The organism is Campylobacter sp. DY7 (assembly GCF_057802535.1).
On the sequence record NZ_JBYJAU010000003.1, the window covers coordinates 162644 to 188495 of the forward strand.

Genomic DNA, 25852 nt, shown 5'->3' on the forward strand with positions numbered 1-25852 from the left:
AATGGACTTTTTAAAACTTGCAAATGGTATTAATACGCCTTTTTATTTATATGATTTTAATGAGATAGAAAATAGATTTAATAGTATCAAAAAAGCCTTTAGTGGGGCAAAAAATAATATTTTTTATGCCGTAAAAGCAAACTCAAATTTATCATTACTTAAATTATTAGTAAATCTTGATAGTGGATTTGACTGCGTTAGCGCAAACGAAATAAGAAGAGCTTTAAAGGTTGGTGCAAAACCTTATAAGATTATCTTTAGCGGAGTAGGTAAGAAAAAAGAAGAATTAGAGTTTGCAATAGAGCAAAAAATTTTATATATAAATATAGAAAGTAATGCTGAATTAGAACTTTTAGAAAGTATTGCGAAAGAAAAAAATGTAATTGCTAATATAAGCATTCGTGTAAATCCAAACATTGATGCAAAAACTCATCCATATATCTCAACAGGACTTAAAGAAAATAAATTTGGCGTAAGCATTGAAGATGCAAAAGCAATGTTTTTAAAAGCACACAAGTCTGAGTTTTTAAACCCTATCGGAGTTCATTTTCACATAGGCTCAAACATTTTAGAGCTTGATAGTATTATTCAAGCAGCTATTTTGGTTGAAAAATTTATAAAAGAATTAAACACAGCAGGACTTAATATAAAATTCTTTGATATAGGTGGCGGTGTTGGAATTAAATACAAAAATGATGAAATAGAACCAAACTTAGATGAATTTGCAAATATTATTAAAAATATAGCAAGAGCACAGGATTTAACAATATGCTGTGAGCCAGGTCGCTATATCGTTGGTAATGCAGGATATTTAGTAAGCAAAGTTTTATATGAAAAAACAAACGAAGGCAAAAGATTTGTAATATGTGATGCTTCTATGTGTGAATTAATTCGCCCAAGTTTATATGAAGCTTATCATGAAATTTTAAGTTTTCCTAGTGAAAATAAGCTAAATGAAAGTTCTTTAGCTGATTTAGTTGGTGGAGTTTGTGAGAGTGGAGATTTTTTAGCAAAAGATGTAGTTTTACCACCACTTAAGCCAAATGATTTAATAGTTATTAAAAGTTCAGGAGCTTACGGATTTGTAATGAGCTCAAATTATAATTCAAGAACAAAAGTCGCTGAATATGCTTTATATAACAATGAATTAAAATTAATAAATAAAGCTCAGAGTTTTGATGAATTAATTGCTAATGAATTATGTTGTTTGTGAGTTTGTTATGAATTTAGAAGATATTAGAAAAAATATTAATAAAATTGATGATGAAATTATCAAATTATTAAACCAAAGAATGGAATTTGTAAAACAAGTTGGGATTTTAAAGCACCAAGAAGGAAGCCCTATTTATCGTCCTGTAAGAGAAAATGAAATTATAAATAGACTTAGTGAAAATTCTAATGGTTTATTAGGTAAAGACGCTATTAAAGCAATCTACCAAGAGATTTTTGCAATTTCAAGAAATCTTGAACTCCCTCAAAGAGTAGCCTTTTTAGGGCCAATCGGAACTTATACTCATCAAGCTGCAAGACTGTGGTTTGGAGCACTTAGTGAGTATATTGAGCTTGCAACTATTGAAGATGTATTTACAAGCCTTGAAAATAATGAAGTATCTTATGCTGTTGTTCCTATTGAAAACAATACAGAAGGTGGAGTTGGAGCTACTCTTGATGCTTTAGCAAAATACGATGATATTTTAATATTTGCCGAAAATTATTTAGATATTCATCACTCGTTTGCAAGCACGGTTGATGATATTAAAGATATTAAAGTTATTTTTTCACACCCACAAGGCTATAATCAATGTAAAAAATTCTTAGAAGCTCATAATATTTTAAGCGTTGAATTTGTCCCTGCAAAAAGCACAGCTGCTGCTGCAAAATTAGCTAAAGAAACTCCAAACTCTGCAGCAATTTGCTCAAAAATAGCAGCAAAATTAAGCGATTTACCTTTAATGTTTGAATGTATTGAAGATAATAAGGCTAATAAAACTAGATTTTTAGTTTTAAGCAAGCATTGTGCTGAAAAGGGAGCTAATTCAAAAACATCAATTCTAGCAAATACAGCCCATAAAGCTGGTGCTTTAGTTGATTTACTTAATGAATTTAAAAAAGCTAATATAAACCTTACAAAAATTGAATCAAGACCATTAAAGAAAAAGGAATTTGAATACGGATTTTACATAGATTTTGAAGGTCATTACGATGATGAAAATGTTAAAAAGATCTTAAAAGGTAAAGAAAATATCAAATGGCTTGGCTCATACTTAAAGAATGATAAATGATTAAGCAGTTTTTACAAGGTATAGGCAAGTTTTATTCAGGACTTGAGAAAAAGCAAAAAATTACTATTATTGCAGCTATTGTTGCAACCGTTGCTTTTATAGTATTTTTACTTGTATATAACTCAGGAAATAATAAAAGCTATGCAGGTTATGCAGTATTATTTGATGAATTAGATACTAAAAATTCAGCTGCAGTTGTATCAATATTAGAAAAAAATCAAGTAAATTACATTTTAAAAGATGAAAGCACTATTTTAGTCCCAAGTGCTGATGTTTACAAACAGCGTTTAGAAGTCGCTAGTGCAGGAATTTTAAAAGATAATAAAGTTGGCTTTGAAATCTTTGACAAACAAGAATTCGGGGCTACTGATGAAGAGCAAAAAATCAAGTTTAAAAGAGCTTTAGAAGGCGAATTAGCAAGAACAATTGAAAGCTTAAATCCTATTCATAAAGCAGTAGTTCATATAGCATTTGGAAAAGATTCTTTATTTGTAAAAGAAAAAGAGCCACCAACAGCATCGGTTGTTTTAAATATTAAAATGGGAATGAAATTAAGCCAAAAGCAAGTTTTAGGAATTAAAAATCTTGTTGCTTCATCGGTTGCAAGCTTAACTCTTGAAAATGTAAAAATAATAGATCAAAATGGCGTTAATTTAGGTGCTGATGATGTTTCATTAGATGTAGATGAATTAAGCGCACAAATTAATTATAAAAAAGATTACGAAAACGCATTAGAGCAAAAAATCATAAATGTATTAGCTCCTGTTCTTGGTGGCTGGGATAGAGTTGTGGCTAGAGTTAATGCTGATTTTAATTTTGATAAAGCAAATAGTCAAAGCGAAGTATTTGATCCAAACTCAGTAGCAAGAAGTGAACAAAGCTTAGAAGAAAAAAAAGAAGGTAAAAAAGGCAAAGAAGTAGGCGGAGTTCCTGGAGCAATCTCAAATATAGGTCCTGTTCAAGGCATAGAAGATGGTGAAAATAAGGAAACTTATAGCAAAAACCAAAGCACAATAAACTATGAAATATCTAAGAAAATTACAACCGTAAAAGGTCAATTTGCTAATTTAAATAGAATTAGTGCAGCCGTAGTTGTAGATGGAAAATACGAAATTGATGAAAATGGCGAGATAAAATATGTAGCAATTAGCGAAGATGAGCTTAAAAAATTAAATATTTTAGTAAAAAATGCAATAGGATTTAATGAAAGTAGAGGCGATAGTGTAAGTGTTGATAATATTAGATTTAACAATATTAAAGCACCTGTTCCACCATCAATTAAAATTACTAATTTCTTAGAAAGCTACATAATGCCATTCATTCCACCTGCAAAATATATTTTTGCAATGGTTTTAATGTTTGTATTTTATAAAAAGGTTATTTCTCCATTTGTTAAGAAAATGCTTGAAGATAAAGTATTTACGCCTGAAGAATTAGAAGAAATTAAGCGTGAAGAAAATTACGAAGATGAAGAAGATGCAATTGAGAAATACCAACAAGCTAAAAGAAGAGTGGAAGAACAACTTGGAATTGATGCTGGATTTAGCGAAGATGAATTACAATATGATATCTTGCTTGAAAAATTAAAAACAATTAGCACAGAAAAAAGTGATGAAGTTGCAATGCTATTTAAGAGCTTGCTTAAAAATGATGCTGAGTTTAATCAATCTCAAAAGGATATGTAATGGCAAACCTTACAAACGAACAAAAAGCTTTATATAATGATTTAAGTATCTTAGAAAAAATTGCTATATTTTTAATCCAAATGGGAGAAGAGCCTAGCACATTGATATTTTCTAACCTAGATACTGAAATGGTTATAGAAATTACTAAGCATATTGCAAACGCAAGAAGCGTTGATAGAGCTGTTGCAACTGCCGTATTAGAAGAATTTCATACCTTACTTAAAACAAATCAATATATTAAAAATGGAAGCTTAGAGTTTGCAAAAGAGATTTTATACAATACTTATGGTATTGAAGAAGCTGAAAAAATCTTATCAAAACTAGCTAAGACTTTAGATGGAAATCAAGCCTTTTCATATCTTAGTAATATTAAACCACAGCAATTAGCAGACTTTATCGTAAATGAATATCCACAAACAATAGCTTTAATTATTGCACATATGGAGCCAACTAGAGCTGCTGAGACTTTGGAATTTTTTGAAGATGATTTAAGAAGTGAAGTAATACATAGAATTGCAACTTTAGGTGATATTAGCCCAAGCATTATTAAAAGAGTTTCAACCGTGCTTGAGAGTAAATTGCAATCTCTTACTTCTTATAAAGTTGAAGTTGGTGGAACTAGAGCTGTTGCTGAAGTACTTAATCGCTTAGGTCAAAAGTCAAGCAAATCAACTATTGCTTACTTAGAGCAAACCGATGAAAAACTTGCAACTACTATTAAAGATATGATGTTTACTTTTGATGATATTACCAAGCTTGGAACTACTGCAATTCGTGAGATTTTAAAAGTTGCAGATAAGAAGGATTTAATGGTTGCTTTAAAGGGTAGCACAGAAGATTTAAAAGGAATGTTCTTATCTAATATGAGCCAAAGAGCTGCAGAAAGCTTTAATGAAGAAATGGGCTTTTTAGGAGCTGTTAGGGTAAAAGATGTTGAAGAAGCACAAAGAAAAATCGTTGAAGTTGTTCAAAAGCTTAATGAAAGTGGCGTGATACAACTAGGCGAAAGTGATGAGATGATAGAATAATGAAGACTATTATTACTAATAAAGCAAAAGAACATCATGTTCAAAACTATAAGTTTAAAATATTAAGCTCATTTGATAATGAAGAAACAAAGGAAGCACCAAGCGTTGAAATTGAGCAAATAAAAGAAGAGCCGACACCACCGCCCCCACCTCCTCCACCACCGCCTCCTCCGCCAAATCCAATAAATGAGGAAATGCTACAAAAAATGGAAGAGCTAAGCTCAAATGTGGTAAAACTTCAAATGAAACTTGAAAAGCAAGAAGAAGAATTTGAAAAAAGACTTTTAAACGAAATTGAAGTAGCCAAAAAAAATGCTTATGAAGAAGGCTTAAACGCAGGCAAATCTCAAAGCGAAGATAAAATAAACGAGCTTAGCATAAATGTTGCAGCTAGTGTTAAAAAACTTGAGAATAAATGTCAAGAATTAAGCGATTTTTGTGAAAAAACAAAAGCTGATTTAAATGAAGCTGCATATTTGATAGCAAAAGAAGTAATTAATAAAGAACTAGAATCAAGCTCAGCAAAAATTGCTCTTGCATACGCAAATACAATAATGCAAGGAATTGATAAGAGTATTAAAATAAAAATAAGTGTAAATCCTAAAGATTTTGATTATTTACACCAAGAATTATCATCAAATAGGATTGAAATAATTGCAGATGATGCTATTAATAAAGGCTGTTTGATTGTTAATTCAGATACTTTAAATACTCAAATTAATTTAAAAGAAAGATTAGCACAAGCAAGGAGTATGATATTAGATGAAGAATAAAATAGATAGTATCAAAACCCTTAATGAAGATGAATTAAAAGAATTATGTAGCGAAATTAGAGCTGAAATCATTAAGCAAGTTAGTATAAATGGCGGACATTTATCATCTAATTTAGGTGTTGTTGAGCTTAGCGTTGCTCTTCATCATTTATTTGATGTGAAAAAAAATCCACTAATTTTTGATGTATCTCATCAATGCTACGCTCATAAGATTTTAACAGGAAGAAAACTTGATAATCTTAGGCAATTTAACGGAATTAGTGGCTACACAGAGCCAAATGAAAGTGAATATGACTTTTTTATAGCAGGACATTCATCTACTTCAATTTCACTTGCAACTGGGGTTGCAAAGGCATTTAAACTTAATAAAAGCGATGCAATTCCTATTGCAATTATTGGCGATGGCGCTATGGGAAGTGGCTTAGCATACGAAGCTTTAAATGAATTAGGGGATAGAAAATATCCTAGCATAATAATTTTGAATGATAATAAAATGAGTATTAGTAAGCCAATAGGTGCAGTTTCGAGATTTTTATCACAAAGCCTATCAAGTCCTATTTATCAAAAATTTAAAAAAGGCGTTGAGGCTGTGCTTGAATACCTGCCTGAAGGTGCGAAATATACTGCTAAAAGATTTGAAGATGGCTTTAAATTAATAACTCCTGCAGGAATGTTCTTTGAAGAATTAGGGCTTGAATACATTGGACCAATTGACGGGCATAATATTGCTGATTTAATCACTGCTTTAAATCTTGCAAAAAGTCTTAAAAAGCCTGTATTATTGCATGTTCAAACAATCAAAGGCTATGGCTATGAGTATTCAGTAAATGATGAAGGCGATTGGCATGGGGTTGGTGCTTTTGATATTAAAACAGGAAAGAGTTTAAACAGCTCTAATAAAGCTAGTGCAACAGCAATTTTTAGTGATATTTTAGATGAGCTTGCAAGTAAAAATGAAAAAATCGTAGGGCTAAGTGCAGCTATGCCAAGTGGCACAGGAATGGATAAATTAATTGCTAAATATCCAGAAAGATTTTATGATGTAGGCATTGCTGAAGCTCACGCAGTTACTTCAATGGCAGCTATGAGTAAATGTGGTTTTGTGCCTGTTGTAGCGATTTATTCAACCTTTTTACAACGCGCATACGATAGCTTAATCCATGATAGCGCTATACTTAATCTTGATATGGTTTTTGCACTTGATCGTGCAGGAATTGTAGGAAATGATGGTAAAACTCATCAAGGAGTTTTTGATATTTCTTATCTTTCTTGCATACCAAACTTCAAAATCTGTGCTCCAACTAATACAAAAAGCTTTAAACTATTGCTTGAATACGCTACAAGTAAAGTTGGTCCCATAGCTATTCGTTATCCAAGGGGTGCATTTAGTCTAGATGAAAGCTATGAAGCAAGCTTGAAAGCTCATTATATTAAAAACACTAATTCAAATATTAGCTTTTTAGGTTTTGGAGAAGGCGTTGCAAAGGCTTTAGAAGTTAGCAAAGAAATTAATGCAAATGTTATTGATTTGGTATTTGCAAAGCCACTTGATGAAGAATTTTTATTAAATCTATCAAAAAGCTCAAATGAATGGCATATATTTAGCGATAGCGTAAAAATAGGCGGTCTTCAGTCTATAATTTCAAGCTTTATACTTAAGAATAATCTTGATATAAAATTAATATCTTATGAATATGAAGATGAGTTTATAACTCATGGAAATACAAAAGAAGTTTTACAAAGTCTTAAGCTTGATGCAAATAGTATTATTAATAAAATTAAAGGCGATAAATGATAGTAAGTGCAGGTTTAAATGAGACTTTTGAATGGGCTAGCCCTATTGGAATAGGAAGCAATTGTTCTATAAAACTTAGCGAAATAATACTTAAGCAAAATCCAAAAAGACTAATTTTCGTTGGCTCGATGGGGCTTTATGATAAAAGTAAAGAATTGTTTAGTATTTATGAATTTAATAAGGCCTGTAATATTGAGCTTAGTGCGTTAGATGATTTAGCATATACGCCACTTAAATTTGATGAAATTCCTAATCTAAATTCTTCTAATTTTATTTGCAAAAATTATGAATATGCAAAAAAAATGCACGAAAAATACGGCTTAATTGGTGAAAATATGGAATGCTTTAGTTTTTTTAGCACAGCAAAATATTTTAATATTAAAGCTAGTGCAATTTTAATCGCTACTAATTATTGCGATGAATTCGCACACGATGAGTATTTAAAAAATACAAAAAAAGCAAATGAATTATTAGAAAATTACTTAGAAGATAAAGGGCTTTTATGAAAGAATTACTAGATTTTTTACCAGAAGAATATGGGCTATCTCCAAAATATCTAAATAACGAATTAGCTAAATTTGTTTATCAAAAATATATAGATGATTTTAGCGATGCTACAAGCTTATCAAAAGCCCTAAGAGAGCAATTAAAAAGCGAATTTAACATAATGCCACTAAACTTAAAAATCGCTCAAACAAGCATTGATGGTAGTATAAAATTCTTATTTTCTTTACATGATAATCACACAATAGAAAGCGTTTTGCTTCCTATGAAAAAAGAGCGTGTAGAAAACGGAATTAAAAAAAGTGCAAAATATACGATTTGTATAAGCAGTCAAGTTGGGTGCAAAAGTGGCTGTTCGTTTTGCTTGACTGGTAAAAGTGGGCTTATTAGAAATCTTAGCACGGCTGAAATTGTAGCTCAGGTTTTATTTATTAAAAAATATGCAAAAATCCCTTATGAGCAAGGAATAAATATTGTTTTCATGGGAATGGGAGAGCCACTTGATAACTTAAAAGCAGTTAGTAAAGCAGTTAAGATTTTCTCACATAATGATACTTTAGCAATATCACCACGCCGTCAAACAATCTCTACAAGTGGTCTTGCAAAACAAATTGAAGAATTAGGCAAAATGAACTTAGGAGTATTACTTGCAATATCACTTCATGCTGTAAATGATACTTTAAGAGATGAATTAATGCCTATTAATAAGGCTTATAATATTGAAAGCGTTTTAAATGCTGTAAGAAATTTCCCTATTGATGCTAGAAAAAGAGTATTATTTGAATATTTATGCTTAGGCGGAATTAATGATGATTTAAGCCATGCAAAAGCTTTAGTGAAATTATTGCACGGAATTAAGGCTAAAATTAATCTAATATATTTTAACCCACACGAAGGAAGTATTTATAAACGCCCAAGTGAAGAAAAGGTAATTGCTTTTAGAGATTATTTACAAGCACACGGACAAAACGCTACCATTAGACAAAGCAAAGGACTTGATATTAGTGCAGCGTGCGGACAATTAAGAAATAACGAGGATGAAAATGCAAAAACCAGCCTTTAGAATAGCTCAAATTTTAGTAAGACTTTATAATGAAGAAGTTGTAAATAAACACGAATTAGCAGCAGAGTTTGGGGTAAATGCTAAGACAATTCAGCGTGATATTAACGAAAGACTATCAAGACTGCCGATAATTGCTAGAAGAAATGGAGATTATACCTTAGATAAATCATATATCAAAAGCAATCACGAAGAAATCAAAAAATTAATAAAAATATTTGATATTACTATGCTTCCTACTAGAATTAGCGATGAGTTTTTGGATACTTTATGCAAGCAAAAAGAACTTCCTATCAAAAGCATTAAGCATAATGAAATTGATGATATTAGCTTAATTTATGAAGAATTAACTAAGGCTATTTTAAATAATTTAAAAGTTAAAACCAACTACAACGCAAAAGAAAGAATATTAATGCCTTATAAATTAGTAAATCATCAAGATATTTGGTATTTACTAGCTTGTGAAGGAGCAGAGCTTAAAAGCTTTACTTTATATAAAATGAAAAGCCTATCAGTAAGCAACGAAGAATTCACACCAAATGAAAGCACAAAAGAACTGATTGAAAACAATTCAAGCAGTTTTATATCGAGCAATGTTACTGAAGTTATTTTAGAGCTTGATTATGTAGCAAAGGAATATTTTTTAAAAAGAGCAATATTAAAAAATCAAAGAATAATCTCAAGCCATTTAGACAAGATTATAATTCAAACCGAAACTTGCTATGAAGATGAATTAATAAGATTAGTATTTCAATGGATTCCGCATATTAAAATACTTGAGCCAAAAAGTCTCGCAAACGAATGTAAAGCAAGAATAAAAGAATATTTAAAACAAATATGACAAAACAAGATATTTTTAAAATTATTTGCGAAGAATTAAAATCTTTAGAACTTAGCAATTTAAATTATGAAAATATAAACATATTTAAAGAAAGTATTTTAAAAGATGGCAAAATTATTAGCGAAGAAGAATTAAGATATATTGATTATGCTAATTTGCTTTTAGCAATTAATTCTAAAAAATCTTTAATTCATGCAGTAAATATCATAAGTAAGCTTAAAAATTATGATATGAACGAGTATAAAATAGCTTTAGAAAAATGTCTTAAAACCATTGAAAATACACAGCATTTTAAAGAATTAGAAAAAAGCCTACTATTATTATCATTAGCTGAAGCCATAAACAATACTAAAAATTAAAAGAATTACGAAATAGGAATTAGACTTAATTTAAGGTGTTTAAAGTTTTATAATATTTTTAAGTTTTTAATTAAAAGAGCTCTAGTTGTGAGCTCTTTTGTAGTGGTTTAATACATTTCTTTCATTTTTATTTCTTTAAGGTTTTTTTCAGCAATTTTTATACCATTTTTAACATATCTTATTCTATTGTTTATTTTTTCTGCTAATCTCTTATACATATAATAAACTTCTTCGTTATCTTTATATTTTTCAACACGTTCATTTATTTCTTTTTGTAATGGTATCATATCATCAATAAGCTCATTAGAGAGTCTATAAATTAGGTCATAATCTCCGTCTGTTTTTAAATGATATAATGTTAAAATTTCTATTTTACTGTTACGGTTATCGTCATCTCTTGTAAATTTAGAACATTCTTCTTCTAATTGATTGTAGTTCATTTTTGAATAATCAATTACTTTTTTACTTACTTTGGTTGTAGTGTTTGTTTTTACACCATCAGTAGTTGCTGCTGTTGCAGTAAGTGTTGTAGCTGTTAAAAGCACCATTGTCAATGTTTTAAAGTTTAATAATTTTTTCATTTTTTCTCCTTTTTAAATTGATTTTTTAGATTTTTGTTTTTAAATAAATTAGTTTGATTTCATTGTGATTTTTTATCCATAGCAACTCCTTTGATTTAATAGAAGGCTATTGTAATACCCCTCCCCATTAATGAAAAGTTAATAAAGCTAAATAAATAATTTTAAGGTTAAAAATAATTTGGATTTGAAATTTTATTTTTTTACAAACTACTGCTTTAACTAAGCAAAAACTAAAAGTAATATGAGTTAATTTAAATGTAGATTTATATATTTTGTTTTTATATTTGATGAAAAAGTTTGAAATTGTTTTTTTAATTTCCTATTTCAAATTCTTTAAAAATTTTGTGGAATTTGAAATAGGAATTTAAATACTAAAATTTTTGCTTTGATTTGTTAATACAGCGATAAATGCTTGATTCTGAAAGGTTTAAAAGATTAGCGATTTCTGTAATTGAGCCTTTTATATTAAATATACCTTTTTCATAAATTTTATCTACTATTTCTTGTCTTTGTTTTGGCTTTAAATTAGTATTTTTTAATTCATTTACACTAAGTCCTGTAAGCTCTAATATAAGCTCGTTTAAATCAAGGCTTAATACTTCTTCATAAGCTGCTTCTTCAATAGGTGCATCATTGCCTAAAATCTGTGCTGCTATGTTTTCTATCCTAGTTTTATCATAGTTTATACATAGCATTCCACTTAATTTATTACCTTCTTTGATAAAAAAAGTGCTACCTTTTATATTTTTGCCACCTGCACTTGCTTTATAATTGCTTAAAAAATCTCTTTCTTCATAAATCTTTTTATTTACAAGTTCAAGTGCAAATCCTGTTATAGGAGAATTGATACTTCTTCCGCTTATATGGTTATTTGCAATTTCTGCGATACTCATACCATCATCATTTATATCATGCAAAACCACTTCATAATCTTTGCCCAAAGCATGAGCTAAAAAATGCACTAATTTTATATATTCACTTCTTGTTTGTTGATTCATAAAGCCCTCGGTAAATGTTTTGTAAATTATACTTATTAAAAGTAATAATAAGCCCTATTTCTAGGGCTTTTATAATAGCTCATCACCTGTTTTAATAAATTCAGCCATTTCAGCGTCTGGCACCATACTTCCACCTGTTGCCCATATTAAATGGATTGCGTTTTTGTGTTCTGTATGTAGCTCATTTGCGATTAATAAGCCTTTAACACCTGCTAAAGCTGAAGGCTCAAGCTTAATGTCTTCACTTCTTGCAAGTAAGCTTAAATATCTATACATATTCTCATCACTTACCGTAAAGCTTCCATCAATTACACGCTCTAAAACTTTTCCAACAAGCCCACTAGCACGACCAACAGCAAGTCCATCAGCAGCAGTAATATTATCAAGTCCGATATCTGCAACACTTATATCATTATGTTTTCCAGTAGCAAGTCCAAGTATCATGCAAGGGCTATGTGTAGGCTCTGCAAAAAAGCATTTTACATTCTCGCCAAACTCAGCCTTAAGACCATAAGCAACCCCACCAGGGCCACCACCAACACCGCAAGGAAGATAAACATAAAGTGGTCTATCTTTACTAATAGTAATGTCTAGTGCTTGTAATTGTCCTTTTAATCTTTTTGCAGCAACACTATAACCTAAGAATAAGTTATGTGAATTTTCATCATCTATAAAATAGCAATACGGATCACTCTCAGCACTCTTTCTTCCTTGCTCAACTGCAACGCCATAATCGCTCTCATAAGTAATTACATTGCAACCATGCTCTCTTAACATTTTTTTCTTCCATTCTTTAGCACAATCGCTCATATGAACTTCTACTTTAAAGCCTAGTTTTGCACTCATAATTCCTATTGAAAGACCAAGGTTACCTGTTGAGCCTACTGCGATTTTGTATTTGCTTAAAAACTCTTTATATTTTGGATCAGCTAGTTTTGAATAATCATCATTAATACTAAGCATATTATTTTCTATTAATAAATCTTCTGCATGTTTTAATACTTCATATATTCCACCACGAGCTTTGATTGAGCCTGAAATAGGTAAATGTGAATCAAGTTTTACATATACATCACCATTAATACTAGCACCACTTAATTTCTCAAGCTCTTTTTTATAATTATTTATGCAAGCTAATGGACTTTCTATAATTCCATTTGTTTTACTTGTAGCTGGGAAAATTATCTTAAGTAAAGGTGCAAAGCGATTAAGTCTTGCTCTTGCATCTTCAACTCTATCAAGCTTGATTGCACCTTTATTTAATTCGCCTAAAACATCATTACTAAGATTAGGATTAACCCAACTTGTTTCTTTCATTGCTTTTAGATTTTCAATTAACATTTTAACTCCTTATAAAATTATTGATAAAACATAGCTTAAAATTAAACCACTTACACTTGCTACTAAAGTCGCACTTGTAAAATATTTAAACATAGCTTTTACACTCATTCCTAAGCTTTCTTTTACTAGCCAAAATAAGCTGTCTGTTACAATAGTACAACCTATCGCACCACTTCCTATTGCAAGGCATAAAACTTCTTTGCTAACATTGCTATCCATTTGTAGAACAATTCCTGCTGCACTAATCATAGCAACCGTTGCACTTCCAACACTAGCATGTAAAATAATAGCAATTAACCATGCTAAAAATACAGGATTTAAGCTTAAACTTCCTAAAACTTGCTTTAATGCTTCGCCAATTCCTGATGCGATTAATATCTCATTAAACGCCCCGCCTGCACCGATGATTAATAAAATTGAAGCAATTTGAGTAAATGAATCTCCACTAAAATCCATTAGATTTTGCATAGAATAACCTTGTTTTAAACCTAAAGTATAGTAAGCTACAAATACGCTTATTAATAATGCAACGATAGGATTTCCGATGAATGCAAATACTGCACTATCCTTAAATACTAAAGTCTTAAGTAACATTAAAACCAAAGGTAAAAGAATAGTAAAATATGTAATTGCTGTGCTTGGCATAGATTTTGGAGTTATTACTTCTTCATTAAGCGCTACGCTCTCATCATCTTTTGAAAAATCAAAAAACTTTAAGAAAATTACGCCACCAATGAAAGCGCAAATCATACCAACAACAATACTCATCCAAATAACTTGACCTATATCAGCACCTAAAGTAGCAACAATGCTAGTAGCTGCTGGGTGTGGTGGAACCATACAATGAACTGCCATAAGTGAAGTTGCTAATGCTATACCTATTTTTATTCTACTAACACCTATTTCTTTAGCAACAACTAATACTAAAGGAACTAATAAAACAAATCCAACTTCAACAAACACAGGAATACCTGCAATAAATCCAACCAACATCATAACAACATCGGCTCTTTTTTTGCCAAGTAGATTTAGTAATGATAAAGCTATTTTTTGAGCTCCACCACTAACTTCTAGCATTTTTCCTAAAATACTTCCACAACCAATAATTACTGCTAAAAATCCTAGCGTGCCACCTACTCCATTTTCTATAATAGAGCCGATTTTTGTCAAATCCACACCTGTAACAAGTGCAACAAAAATACTTGCTAAGCTTAAAGATAAAAATGCGTGAATTTTAAGCTTTGCAATACAAAACACAACAAGAACAATAGAAGCTATTAATACCGAAATTAAAGCAAAATTGCTCATCTTTTCTCCTTTTTTAAAATATCATCTAATGATTATACCCCCCCCAACTTTAAAAATTTCTTAAAATAATAAAATTTTTGATTTTTTTTAATAAAATTTTTGAAAATTATCAAAATTACTAAGTTTTATTACTAAAAGTAACAAAATTTTATTAATTTTATAAAAAATAATAAAAATTTTTTATTATTTATATACAATAGTTTAAGTTTTCAATGAAAGGAGATTTTATGAGATTTAGGTGGCTTATAGCTTGTGTGTTTTTCCTAATAGGTTTAATTGCCTATATGGATAGAGCGAACATTTCCGTTGTTGCTAGCTTTATGATGGAAGAATTTAGTATTGATAAAACTCAGTTTGGCTTGCTAAACTCTGCATTTTTTATAGCCTATGCAGCAGCTCAAATTCCAAGTGGTATTTTAATTCAAAAATTTGGCAACAAATTTATGACAATTTTTGCATTGATTTTATGGTCTATTTTCACGATTTTAACACCACTTGCAGGAACTTTTATGTTGCTTTTAGTGGTTAGATTTTTATTTGGTTTAGGAGAAGCTCCTATATATCCAAGTAATGCAGCATTTAATAATAACTGGTTTGGTAGAAAAGAAAAAGCAAGAGCTGCTTCATTTTTACTAGCAGGTTCGTATTTTGGACCAGTAATCGCTCCATTTATCTCTGTATGGCTAGTGCAAAATTATGGTTGGCATAGTGTTTTTTATGTATTTGGTGTGATTGGGATTTTAATAGCTATTGTTTATTGGTTTATAAGCTCATCAAAGCCAGAAGATAATAAATTTATTAGTAAAGAAGAGCTTGCATACATACAAAGTGAAAGATTTGTAGATAATATTAAAAAAACTCCATGGAAAGTATTTTTAAAAAATAAAGAATTTTACGCTTTAGGAATTGCATACTTTTTTTGTGTTTATATGACAGGTATGTTTATGACTTGGCTTCCTACATTTTTACTTGAGGCTAAGGGTCTTGATTTAAAAGCTATGGGATTTTATGCTGGAGCTCCTTGGCTTGCTATTTGTATATTTGTTGCACTTGGCGGTGGTATCAGCGATAAGATTTTAAAAATCTCAAACAGCTTTAAAAAAGCTAGAACTTATTTAGCAGTTGCTGGATTTTTAATATTTGATATATGTTTATTTTTAGTTGTATATGTTGAAAACACAATGCTTAGTATTTTATTTTTAAGCCTTGGTTTTGGATTTTTAGGACTTCCTGTTGTTGTATCTTGGGCTGTTGCAGCCGATAAAGGTAGAAGTCAAGCAGCAGCTGTTAGTTCTTGGATGAATTTATGGGGAAATGTAGGTTCAGCGTTTTCACCTATTTTGGTTGGTTGGATGGCACAAAAATACGGATGGAATATAGCAATACTATTTAATATAATTCCTGTAACACTTGCTATGATAGCTTATTTATTTGTAAAACCCGACAATGCTTTAACACAAGAAAATTAACTTTAATAAAAGGAGAAAATATGTTTATTTTAAACAAAAGAGTTAGTAAGGTTTCAACTGAAATCATCAATCTTTATAAAGAGGTTTGCCCTTCAACTATAGGGCATATGCAAGATTTTGGTTTTATTAGAAGTTTAAAGCCACTTCATAGTGGAAAAAAACTAGTAGGCACTGCAGTAACCGTTAGAATACCACACCTTGATTCTACTGCTGTTCATAAGGTATTTGATATTGTAAATGAAGGTGATATTGTAGTAATTGATACAAACAAAGATTATGAAAGAGCACCTTTTGGAGAATTGGTTTGCTATATGGCAAGACATAAAAAAGTTGGTGGGGTAATCATCGATGGTTGCGTAACAGACTTAAATGCTATTAAAAATCTTGGTGTTAATGTATGGTTTAAAAATGTTAGTGCTTTAACAACTAGAATTAAAGGAATTGAAGGCTCAATCAATGTTCCTGTTGCTATTGATAATGTGGTTATTAACCCTGGAGATTTAATAGTAGCTGATGATGATGGAATACTAGTTTTAAATCCAGATAATGACAATGTTGAAGAGCTTGGCAAAAGAGCAATCAATGTTCAAATTGGAGAAATTGAAACAAAAGCAAAAATAGATAAAGGTATTCCACTAAGCGAGATTTTAGGTGCTGGAAAGTATTTTGAGGGTTTATAATGAATAAATTAAAAATCGCTTTAGCTCAAATAAAAACCGATAGAGATTATAAAATTAACCTTGAAAAAATAACTAATTTTATGCAAGAATCAAAGCGTTTGGGTGCTGAACTTGTGATGTTTCCAGAAACATCACAAGCCTTTATACCTAGCAACGAAGGAATAAATTTTAATACTATCGCTCAAGATATAAACGAAGAATTTGTAATAGAAATTATAAATAAAAGCAAAGAGCTAGATATTGCGGTTGTTTTTGGGTTTTATGAAAAAGATAATGATAAAACAAAAAACAGCGTAATTTTTGCTGATTGTGGAAAAATCATTTACAAATACTCAAAAACTCATCTTTATGATGCATTTAGTTATGATGAAAGCAAAGATATAAATGCTAGCAATGAAAAAATCAAAGCTTTTGATACAAGATGGGGCAAAATGGGGATAATGGTATGCTATGAACTTCGTTTTCCTGAAATCGCTAGAACTTTAGCACTTGATGGTGCAAGGCTTATACTTGTTCCTACTGCTTGGGTTGATGGTAAATATAAAGATGAGCATTTTATGTTATTTACCAAAACAAGGGCTTTAGAAAACACCGTTTATCTTTGTGCAAGTAATCAAACAGGTAACATCTACACAGGTCGCTCGGCTTTAATAAATCCACTTGGACTTGAAGAGATGAAACTTGGCGTTGATGAAGGTCTTCAAGTATTTGAGATTTGCTTTGATAAGATTGATGAAGTTAGAAAAGTTTTACCTTGCATATCTCAAAGAAAACCTAATTTATATAATCTATAAATAATAAATTTCGTATGTTAAACATACGAAATTTATAACAAGTCAATTAAAATTATTTCATTACTAGCAAGTGCCTTCAAATCATTTGTAAAACCACTTTTGCTAAATAAAATATATTTTTTAATAGGTAAATTGCTATCTATTTTTTTAGCCTTTGTTTTTAAATCTTCTAAAACATTAATTCCTACTGCTTTATTTTTATATTTGCATTCAGCAACTATTAAATAATCTTTTGCAACTCCAATAGCATCAATTTCAGTATCCTTATCCCACCATCTACCACATTTTAAAAGTTCTTTATATGTATTTAAAAGATAATTAATAGCTAAATCTTCATAAACTTTACTTACAAATTCAGCAAAATTTGTCTTAATTATATTAATTACATAATCTGTATTATCAAGTTCTAATTGAGATTTATGAGGCAAAACATAAGCAAAATAAAATCTTAAAAAATTATCTTTTATAAAATATAAGCTTTTTTTTGATTTTTCTGGATTTTTTTCAGTTATAGGATTAATTTTATAAATAATATCAAGCTCAATTAATTTATCTATAAAAGATGTTATATTGTTTGGGTTTTTGCCTAATTTACTAGCAATATTTCTAATTTTATGTTCTCCACTTGCAATAATTTTTAAAATTGAAAAATAAGTAATTGGTTCATTTATTTCGTTTTGCAATACAAAACTAGCCTCATTATATAAATAAGAATTTGGATTTAGAATATTTGCTTTTATGTTTTCATAAATATCCCCCTTATCATTTATAAGTTCAAGATATTTTGGAATACTATAAAAAACACTATATATTTCTATAAGTTCATTTTTAGTTTTATTTGGAAAAAAATCTTTAAGGTATTTAAATTCTATAGATTCAAGTTTAATAGCACTTGTTCTTCTGCCATATAAAGGAGAATTATATGACAATGTATATTCATACATCATAGATATAATTGAACCACATAAAATTAAGTGAATATTTTTGTTTTTAAAAATTTCATCACAAATATACTGAAATTGCGATGGTATAGAATTATCAATCTTTGCAAGATATTGAAATTCATCAATTACTATTACTATTTTTTCATTTATTTTGTTGGCTATGTATAAAAATAAAGTTTTAATATCATTTATTTGAATTTGTTTTAATAAATCATCATTATAAAAATTAGCTAATTCATTTTTCATTCTATTAATTGTAATATTAATATTTTCAAGACTTGATAAAAAATAAAAAGCTTTTTTATCCTTTATGTATTCTTTTATAAGCCTTGTTTTTCCAACCCTACGCCTACCATAAAGAATTGTAAAAGTAAAACCACTCCTATTAAATTCATCGTTTAAAGTTTTTAAATGTTTTTCTCTATTAACAAACATATTTAACCTTTATCGTTTTTAAATTATTATAATCTAAAAACGATAAATTTTAATTTATTCAAAACTTTTTATATTTTCTAAATTTAAGACTTGTTTTTTAATCTTTTCTGAAAGATGTTTATTGTTAATGTTTGCATTAAATTTTTCAAGCAACTCATCTAAACTTAATGCGTTATCTGGATTGCCTTTATTAATTTTTACTTCTTTAATAATAGTGCTTCCATTATTAAGGGTTGCTTTTAATTTTCCGCAAAAATACTTTGGAAATCCAACTGAAACATATTTTTCATACTTTATTTTTTTGGCAAAATTTACAATCTCGCTGCGTTTTAAATCATCATACGAACTAAGATTTATCTTGCCATCTATAAACATATAGCTTATTAGATATGCAAATGAAAATTTTGCTTCATAATCAGTTTTAGGATTATGCTTTTTTTCTATAGGATCACATATAAAAGTAATTGGCACAGCATCAACATAGCATAAAATCTCTTTTATATCATCAGGCTTTATTCCATCATTTCTAAGCTCTTTGGCACAATCAATAAGCCCATGAGCAAAATGACAACTTGGATATGGCTTAATTGATACTTCTTTAACCATATAATCTTTTCCTAAATTTTTATCAAGTCTTATTTTATCACATTCAGATTCTATACCAAATGCTCTAAAGATATTATCACGACCTTCAAAAATACTAACAGGACCAAAAAGACCAGCTTTAGCATAATCACAAGCTCTAATTCCATTTAAAACCGCACTAGCTATATGAAGTATCTTAGAATTACTCCCATTGCTTAAAAACTCATTTATTCCACCTGCAAAACTAGCGGCAAAACCTAAAGCATTAATTGTTTGCGAAACACTTAAATCATTTATAACACAAGCTGCTGCACTTGCTCCAAATACACCAGCAATAGCGCTTGTATGAAAACCATTTTTATGAAAAGTTCCATTACTAGCAACGCCAATTCTTCCAGCGACTTCCCAACCCATAATAAAAGCTTTTAATATTTTTTTACCATCATTTGTTTTAGAAAATCCATAACTAAGACAAAGCGGGGTTAAAATCGCACTTGCATGAAGTATAGCTTCTGTTAAAGTATCATCAAAATCAAGCACATGAGAACTCATAGCATTTATCATAGCTGCATCAAGTGGGGTAGCTTTAAAATCGCTACCCCAAATACTTACATTACCATTTTCACTTTTGAATGCTTTTATAACTTTTAAAATTGCATCGTTTTTGCTACCTGCAAGAGCAACCCCTATGGTATCAAGCATTAGTTCTTTTGCTCTAGTTTTAACATCAGCTGGTATATCTTCATAACTTGTATTTACTATAAAATCAGCTAACTTTTCACTATAAAGCATATTTAATCCTTTAATATCTCTGCGTTTTTAATTTTTTCTAAAAACTCATCAACTAATTTTGGTGCATATCCAACATAAGTTGTAGCATCTAATAAGGTATCTATCGCTTTTTCATCTAAAACTTCTCTTACTCTACTATCTGCTAATAAAACTTCTTTAAATGTTTTGTTGTTTTCAATTCCTTGCATTGCATTTTCATACACAATCTCATGGGCATGTTGTTTTCCAAAATGTTCACTTAATGCAAACATAACTCTTTCTGCTAAAACAAAACCTTTTAATGTATTAAGATTATTTAGCATTGAATCTTTTTTCACTTCTAATCCGCCTAAAGCTGTTTTCATATTATCAAGCACGCAAGAAAGCATTAAAAAGATTTCAGGGATTAGTTTCCATTCCATTTTCCAAACCTGACCATCTCTTTCATGCTCGTGTCTTTCAATATCACTTAAGATTGCAATATTTGCTTTTAATGTATTACTAACAGTTACAGCATTTTCGCTTATCGCAGGATTTCTTTTATGTGGCATTGTAGAGCTTCCTACTTGACCTTTACCAAATGGTTCAGCAACTTCATTTACTTCATTATGAGATAAGATTAAAATCTGATGAGCTATTTTATTAAATGTCGCATTTATGTTTGCTAACACATATCCAAGCTCAATTAACCTATCTCTTGCTGGTTGCCAAGAAATATAAGGAACTTTTAACCCTAAACTCTCAAGTGTTAATTTTTCTACTTCATTATGCTTATCGCTTAGACTTGCTTTTGTTCCAACAGCACCAACTATAAGTCCTACATAAAGTCTTTCTTCGCATTCAAGTATTCTTTCATAATGTCTATTAAGCTCATCAAGCCAAATAGCAACTTTATGACCAAAAGTAATAGGCAATGCTTGAAGTGCTAAAGTTCTTCCCATCATAGCTGTATTTTTATGCTCTAGTGCAAGATTTTTTAAAGATTTTGCTATAGTTTTTAAATCATCTTTTACAAGTTTCATAGCTTCTTTAAATTGTAATATAAATCCTGTATCCATAATATCTTGAGTAGTTACTCCAAAATGAACAAACTCTCCATATCCATTCTCGCACGCTTTTTCCAAACCCCTTACAGTTGGAACTAATGGATGCTTTGTCTTTTTATATTCATTAAATATAAAATCCATATCCATATATTTATAAAAAGATTTTTTAGCTATCTCTATAGCTGCAGCTTCTGGGATAATTCCAAGTTTTGCTTGAGCTTTAGCAAGTGCTGCTTCAACATCAAGCCATTTTTGAATTCTATTTTCTTCACAAAAAATATCACGCATAGCTTTTGTGCTCCAAGAATCACCTAACAATCTCATATCAAATACACTAATACCTGTCATAATTTCTCCTTTTATTTAATTTTATTAAATGCTTGCTCTAAATCAGCTATCAAATCACTAACATCTTCTAAACCTATATGAAATCTCACAAAAACCCTATTACTATCAACTTTAGTAGCTGTTCTTGGTGGCATTGTAACAGTCGCAAGACTTTCATAACCGCCCCAACTAGCGCCTATTGAAAAATACTCTAAATCATCTACAAATTTAATAGCTTGGTCTTTGCTAATTTCTGATTCAAATTCTATCGTTACCATACCATTTGTTCCTATGAAATCTCTTTTAAATATCTCATGGTTTGGATGAGTTGGTAATTTTGGATAAAAAATTGTTTTAATTTCTTTTCTTGTCTTTAAAAATTCAACAACTTTATCTGTATTCTCCTCATGGGTCTTTAATCTTATACCAAGAGTTCTCATACCTCTAAGAACTAAATAACAATCATCAGGGCTTGTAGTAAGTCCTAGTGCTTCTGGTAGCTCATTAAAATTTTTCCACTCTTTTTCATTTACAATAACACAACCCATAACAACATCAGAGTGTCCGCTTAAATACTTAGTAGCTGCAATCACACAAATATCAACCCCAAGCTTTATAGGATTTGATAAATAAGCACTTGAATATGTGCTATCAATCGCAACAGGAATATTATGTTTATGAGCTATTTCGCATAACTTTGGAACATCTATAATTTCATACATAATAGAACCAGGGCTTTCGCATAAAATAAGCTTTGTATTTGGCTTGATTTTACTTTCAACATCGCTAGCATCAGCTTTTAAAAACTCAATTTCTACACCAATTTTATTTAAAAACAAATCACAAATTGTTCTAACAGGTCCATAAATTCCATCAGTTATTAGAAAATGTGCTCCTGAACTAGCGTAATTTAATAAAACCATAGCTAGTGCTGCAAGACCTGTTGGGAAAAGTTGGGCTCTAAAACCTCCCTCAAGCTCGCAAAGTAATTTTTCTAGCTCAAAATTTGTTTCAGTTCCTCTTGCACCATAGCTTAAAACTCTTTGCGTTTTTCTAAGCTCACGATATTCTTGCCAAGTTTTATGGTCTTTAAAAAGTATAGTTGATGCTCTCATAACACTAGGATTTACTGCTTTTACAGGTAAATCTTTACCACGACCTAAATGAATTAACTTTGTTTTATTCTTCATGTTTATCTCCTTTTTTTAAATATAAATACAAGTGCAAATAATATTAACAATACCAGCAATTATCATAGGTATTGCAGTTCTTTTAACAACAGCAAAAGGACTAACTTTTGCAATTCCTGCAATTGCTAAAATAGCAGGAGCGATTGGGCTTACGCATCTTCCAAAACCTGTCATAATTTGAATAGGTGCTATCATCATGATAGTTTCAACATTAAATGATTTTGCTATATTTGGAATAAGTGGCGCAAAACTAAAGAATGCTGCGTTTCCTGAACCCATTAAAAACGCTGATACAGAAAGCAAAATTGACACAAAAATAATAATTGCTAATACGCCAAAACCTGCATCCTTTGCAAGATTTATTAAAGTATCAACAAATCCTATTGATAAAAGCCCAGCAGCAAAAACTTGACCGCACACTATAAGACTAACTGTTATTACAAATAAATGACCCATGCCCTTAAAAAATATCATAATTGAATTTAAGGTTTCTACAACACTTCTATATCTAATCATCTCAAAAATAATTGCTGCAAAAGTTGAAATCATCATTGCAACAGGGACATTCATTTTAATATTACTACCAACAACTTTTGAAAAACCTAGTATTAATACTAATGGAATAATTGGTAATATTGCATAAATTTTTGGAGGAAATTTAGTTTTATTTTCATTACCTTCACTTAATTCTTTTTCTATTTCTTCTTTATTAAAGATAAAATTATCCTTTTTATCAAAATACTTAGAAGTAAAATAAATCGCAATTGCAACAGCTATTATAATAGGTATTGTTGTAGGTAATTGGTGATGAACAAAATATGTAGCTGGATCAACCCCTGCTGTTTTTGCAGCTAAAATAACATTACCACTTCCAGGCCCATGGTCAATATATTGGCAAGTTCCAATAACTGTTAAAGCTGATAATTTTGAAACTCCAGTTCTAACTAAAATCGGATACATAGTAACCATGAGTAAAAGTCCAAGACCAGCATGAGATGGTATAAAAATTACTAAAAATTGCGTAACAAAATAAGAAACTATTAAAAGCATATACGGAGATTTAACCATACTAAGCGGCTTTTCAAAAACTTTAAATAAAGCATAGCTTGCTCCAACATGCTCCATATAAGCACTAAAACCAGCAATACACATAAGCGTAAGTCCAAGACCACTAAGAGTAGAAGATAAGTTTTTGTTAAATACTTCAAAAAGATTGAAGAGCCAAAAATTTAAGCTCCCTTTAGCATCTAAAACTTTGCTGCTAAAAATTGCTTCACTATTATGCATAGTTGCAATCAATAGTAAAAACAAACCACTAAGTAGCAAAGCCATATGGGCATTTATCTTTTTAGAAAGCATAAATACCAGCAAAGCGATTGCTACAAACGCAAAAAAAATGCTGAACATTTTCACTCCTTTAAATAAAATTATTATTTTAAAAGTAAATTTAATAAAATTTTCTTAAAATTAGATAAAATTAATAAAATTTTTGTAAAAAATAGTTTTTTTTTATTATTTTTTCTAAATTAATAATTTTTTGTTACTATTTTGCAAAATTTTTTTTAAAAAAAGGAGAAAAAATGAATTATCCAAAGGCGATAGGTCCTTATAGTGTATGTGGAGTATCAAACGATTTAGTGTTTGTAAGCGGTCAATTACCAATAGACCCAGCGACAGGAGATTTCGCAAAAGGCGATATTAAAGAACTTACAAGACAAAGTCTAAGAAACATTAAAGCTATCTTAAACGAGCAAGGTTTGGATATGAATAATGTTATTAAAACGACGGTTTTACTAGCTGATATAAATGACTTTGCAGCAGTTAATGAAGCTTATGCTGAGTTTTTTAAAGAGCCTTTCCCAGCTAGAAGTGCATTTGCCGTAGCAGCTTTACCAAAGGGTTCAAAAATAGAAATAGAAGCTATTGCGAAAAAATAATTTTCCGGTGAAATTCCGGATTTAAATTCCATAAAATATTTTAACTTTTAAAATCAAGTTTTTATTAATTATTTATAAGCTACAATCAAGTCTTTAATTTTAAGGAGTGTAATATGCTAAACAATTTATTAGTTTTTGATTACGAAGACGTGCAGTTAATCCCTGCAAAATGTATAATCAACTCAAGAAGCGAATGCGATACTAGCGTAAAGCTTGGAAATAGAACATTTAAACTACCAGTAGTTCCTGCAAATATGCAAACAATCATTGATGAAGAATTAGCGATTTCATTTGCTAGAAGTGATTATTTTTATATTATGCATAGATTTGAGCCTGAAAAAAGGTTAGATTTTGTAAGAAAAATGCAAGAAATGGGGCTTTTCGCATCAATTTCTGTTGGAATTACTCAAAAAGAATATGAATTTATAGATGAATTAAAAGCTAATGAGCTTTATCCTGAATACATTACTATTGATATTGCTCACGGACATAGCGATAATGTAATTAAAATGATTAAATACATTAAAGCAAACTTAAAAACAAGTTTCGTAATAGCAGGAAATGTTGGAACTCCTGAAGCTGTAAGAGATTTAGAAAACGCTGGAGCTGATGCAACTAAGGTTGGTATAGGACCTGGTAAAGTATGTATTACTAAACTTAAAACCGGTTTTGGAACAGGTGGTTGGCAATTAGCAGCTCTACGCTGGTGTGCTAAAAGTGCTAAAAAGCCAATAATTGCAGATGGTGGCATAAGAAATCACGGAGATATCGCAAAATCAATTCGCTTTGGAGCTACTTTTGTAATGATAGGCTCACTATTTAGCGGACACGAGCAAAGCCCTGGAAAAACTATTGAAATTGATGGCAAAAAGATGAAAGAATACTATGGCTCAGCAAGTGAGTTTCAAAAAGGTGAGCGTAAAAATGTAGAAGGTAAAAAAATGTATGTTCCATTTAGAGGAAATATCTTTGATACCTTAAACGAAATGAGAGAAGATTTACAAAGCTCAATTTCTTATGCAGGCGGTAAAGAGCTTCGTGATATTAGAAAAGTTGATTATGTAGTGGTTAAAAACTCAATCTTTAATGGAGATACTATCTAATTAATAAATTTTCCTA

The 25852-nt window shown here is 30.0% G+C and carries 24 protein-coding genes; 15 read left to right on the forward strand and 9 right to left on the reverse strand.

Going from position 1 to position 25852, the window contains the following annotated elements; translation table 11 throughout:
- Position 1: 1 nt before the first annotated feature.
- From lysA to AC1B00_RS03395, 10 genes are read left to right on the forward strand one after another with little or no spacing between them, the layout of a single operon-like run.
- On the forward strand, positions 2-1213 hold the full coding sequence (gene lysA, locus AC1B00_RS03350; protein ID WP_488848092.1) for a diaminopimelate decarboxylase: 1212 nt from the start codon (positions 2-4) through the stop codon (positions 1211-1213).
- Entirely contained in the window at positions 1194-2282 is a 1089-nt protein-coding gene (pheA, locus tag AC1B00_RS03355) for a prephenate dehydratase (RefSeq protein ID WP_488848095.1), read from the forward strand. The genes lysA and pheA overlap by 20 nt, the downstream gene beginning before the upstream one ends.
- On the forward strand, positions 2279-3967 hold the full coding sequence (gene fliF / locus AC1B00_RS03360; RefSeq protein WP_239818126.1) for a flagellar basal-body MS-ring/collar protein FliF: 1689 nt from the start codon (positions 2279-2281) through the stop codon (positions 3965-3967). Before pheA ends, fliF begins: the two co-directional genes overlap by 4 nt.
- On the forward strand, positions 3967-4995 hold the full coding sequence (gene fliG, locus AC1B00_RS03365) for a flagellar motor switch protein FliG (protein ID WP_239818125.1): 1029 nt from the start codon (positions 3967-3969) through the stop codon (positions 4993-4995). Before fliF ends, fliG begins: the two co-directional genes overlap by 1 nt.
- Complete coding sequence (locus AC1B00_RS03370; protein WP_488848098.1) at positions 4995-5768, forward strand: FliH/SctL family protein; 774 nt, start codon at positions 4995-4997, stop codon at positions 5766-5768. The genes fliG and AC1B00_RS03370 overlap by 1 nt, the downstream gene beginning before the upstream one ends.
- Positions 5758-7563 carry a 1-deoxy-D-xylulose-5-phosphate synthase gene (gene dxs / locus AC1B00_RS03375; protein ID WP_488848100.1) on the forward strand — a complete coding sequence of 602 codons (1806 nt, stop codon included), beginning with the start codon at positions 5758-5760 and terminating at the stop codon, positions 7561-7563. Before AC1B00_RS03370 ends, dxs begins: the two co-directional genes overlap by 11 nt.
- Positions 7560-8069, forward strand: a complete 510-nt coding sequence (locus AC1B00_RS03380) for a purine-nucleoside phosphorylase (RefSeq protein WP_488848102.1) — start codon at positions 7560-7562, stop codon at positions 8067-8069. Before dxs ends, AC1B00_RS03380 begins: the two co-directional genes overlap by 4 nt.
- Entirely contained in the window at positions 8066-9130 is a 1065-nt protein-coding gene (rlmN, locus tag AC1B00_RS03385) for a dual-specificity RNA methyltransferase RlmN (protein WP_488848103.1), read from the forward strand. Before AC1B00_RS03380 ends, rlmN begins: the two co-directional genes overlap by 4 nt.
- Positions 9111-9968 (forward strand): helix-turn-helix transcriptional regulator, encoded by an 858-nt coding sequence (locus tag AC1B00_RS03390; protein WP_336611200.1) that lies wholly within the window; start codon positions 9111-9113, stop codon positions 9966-9968. The genes rlmN and AC1B00_RS03390 overlap by 20 nt, the downstream gene beginning before the upstream one ends.
- Positions 9965-10327, forward strand: a complete 363-nt coding sequence (locus AC1B00_RS03395; RefSeq protein WP_488848105.1) for a hypothetical protein — start codon at positions 9965-9967, stop codon at positions 10325-10327. Before AC1B00_RS03390 ends, AC1B00_RS03395 begins: the two co-directional genes overlap by 4 nt.
- A gap of 107 nt (positions 10328-10434) precedes the next feature.
- Here the strand turns inward: AC1B00_RS03395 and AC1B00_RS03400 are convergent, their stop codons facing one another.
- The 4 genes from AC1B00_RS03400 to AC1B00_RS03415 all read right to left on the reverse strand — a co-directional run bounded on the left by AC1B00_RS03400 (position 10435) and on the right by AC1B00_RS03415 (position 14555).
- Positions 10435-10908, reverse strand: a complete 474-nt coding sequence (locus AC1B00_RS03400) for a hypothetical protein (protein WP_488848107.1) — start codon at positions 10906-10908, stop codon at positions 10435-10437.
- Between the two features lie 371 nt (positions 10909-11279).
- On the reverse strand, positions 11280-11906 hold the full coding sequence (locus AC1B00_RS03405; protein WP_239818116.1) for a helix-turn-helix transcriptional regulator: 627 nt from the start codon (positions 11904-11906) through the stop codon (positions 11280-11282).
- 69 nt (positions 11907-11975) lie between these two features.
- A complete protein-coding gene (dsdA, locus tag AC1B00_RS03410; protein ID WP_488848109.1) occupies positions 11976-13247 on the reverse strand; it encodes a D-serine ammonia-lyase in 1272 nt (423 codons plus the stop codon).
- A gap of 9 nt (positions 13248-13256) precedes the next feature.
- Positions 13257-14555: a GntT/GntP/DsdX family permease gene (locus AC1B00_RS03415; RefSeq protein WP_239818115.1), complete on the reverse strand. Its 1299-nt coding sequence runs from the start codon at positions 14553-14555 to the stop codon at positions 13257-13259.
- 227 nt (positions 14556-14782) lie between these two features.
- On the opposite strand from AC1B00_RS03415, the gene AC1B00_RS03420 reads away from it, so the two are divergent.
- Genes AC1B00_RS03420 through AC1B00_RS03430 form a run of 3 tightly spaced genes read left to right on the forward strand, consistent with a single transcriptional unit; the run spans position 14783 to position 17498 of the window.
- Positions 14783-16024, forward strand: a complete 1242-nt coding sequence (locus AC1B00_RS03420) for an MFS transporter (protein WP_488848111.1) — start codon at positions 14783-14785, stop codon at positions 16022-16024.
- A 20-nt stretch (positions 16025-16044) separates the two neighbouring features.
- A complete protein-coding gene (locus AC1B00_RS03425) occupies positions 16045-16704 on the forward strand; it encodes an RraA family protein (RefSeq protein ID WP_488848113.1) in 660 nt (219 codons plus the stop codon).
- Positions 16704-17498, forward strand: a complete 795-nt coding sequence (locus AC1B00_RS03430; protein WP_488848115.1) for a nitrilase-related carbon-nitrogen hydrolase — start codon at positions 16704-16706, stop codon at positions 17496-17498. Before AC1B00_RS03425 ends, AC1B00_RS03430 begins: the two co-directional genes overlap by 1 nt.
- Before the next feature lie 32 nt (positions 17499-17530).
- Here the strand turns inward: AC1B00_RS03430 and AC1B00_RS03435 are convergent, their stop codons facing one another.
- From AC1B00_RS03435 to dcuC, 5 genes are read right to left on the reverse strand one after another with little or no spacing between them, the layout of a single operon-like run.
- On the reverse strand, positions 17531-18877 hold the full coding sequence (locus AC1B00_RS03435; RefSeq protein ID WP_488848117.1) for an ATP-binding protein: 1347 nt from the start codon (positions 18875-18877) through the stop codon (positions 17531-17533).
- Positions 18878-18931: 54 nt separating this feature from the next.
- Positions 18932-20254: an MmgE/PrpD family protein gene (locus AC1B00_RS03440; RefSeq protein WP_488848119.1), complete on the reverse strand. Its 1323-nt coding sequence runs from the start codon at positions 20252-20254 to the stop codon at positions 18932-18934.
- Positions 20255-20256: 2 nt separating this feature from the next.
- Positions 20257-21627, reverse strand: coding sequence for an adenylosuccinate lyase (gene purB / locus AC1B00_RS03445; RefSeq protein ID WP_488848121.1), 1371 nt, complete (start codon positions 21625-21627; stop codon positions 20257-20259).
- A gap of 11 nt (positions 21628-21638) precedes the next feature.
- Positions 21639-22796 (reverse strand): cystathionine beta-lyase, encoded by a 1158-nt coding sequence (gene metC / locus AC1B00_RS03450; protein WP_488848123.1) that lies wholly within the window; start codon positions 22794-22796, stop codon positions 21639-21641.
- A 15-nt stretch (positions 22797-22811) separates the two neighbouring features.
- Positions 22812-24203, reverse strand: a complete 1392-nt coding sequence (dcuC, locus tag AC1B00_RS03455) for a C4-dicarboxylate transporter DcuC (protein ID WP_488848124.1) — start codon at positions 24201-24203, stop codon at positions 22812-22814.
- 173 nt (positions 24204-24376) lie between these two features.
- On the opposite strand from dcuC, the gene AC1B00_RS03460 reads away from it, so the two are divergent.
- Together AC1B00_RS03460 and AC1B00_RS03465 are read left to right on the forward strand one after the other, a co-directional pair.
- Positions 24377-24733 (forward strand): RidA family protein, encoded by a 357-nt coding sequence (locus AC1B00_RS03460; RefSeq protein ID WP_336611206.1) that lies wholly within the window; start codon positions 24377-24379, stop codon positions 24731-24733.
- 113 nt (positions 24734-24846) lie between these two features.
- Positions 24847-25836: a GMP reductase gene (locus AC1B00_RS03465; RefSeq protein WP_239818105.1), complete on the forward strand. Its 990-nt coding sequence runs from the start codon at positions 24847-24849 to the stop codon at positions 25834-25836.
- The last annotated feature ends 16 nt before the right edge of the window (positions 25837-25852 follow it).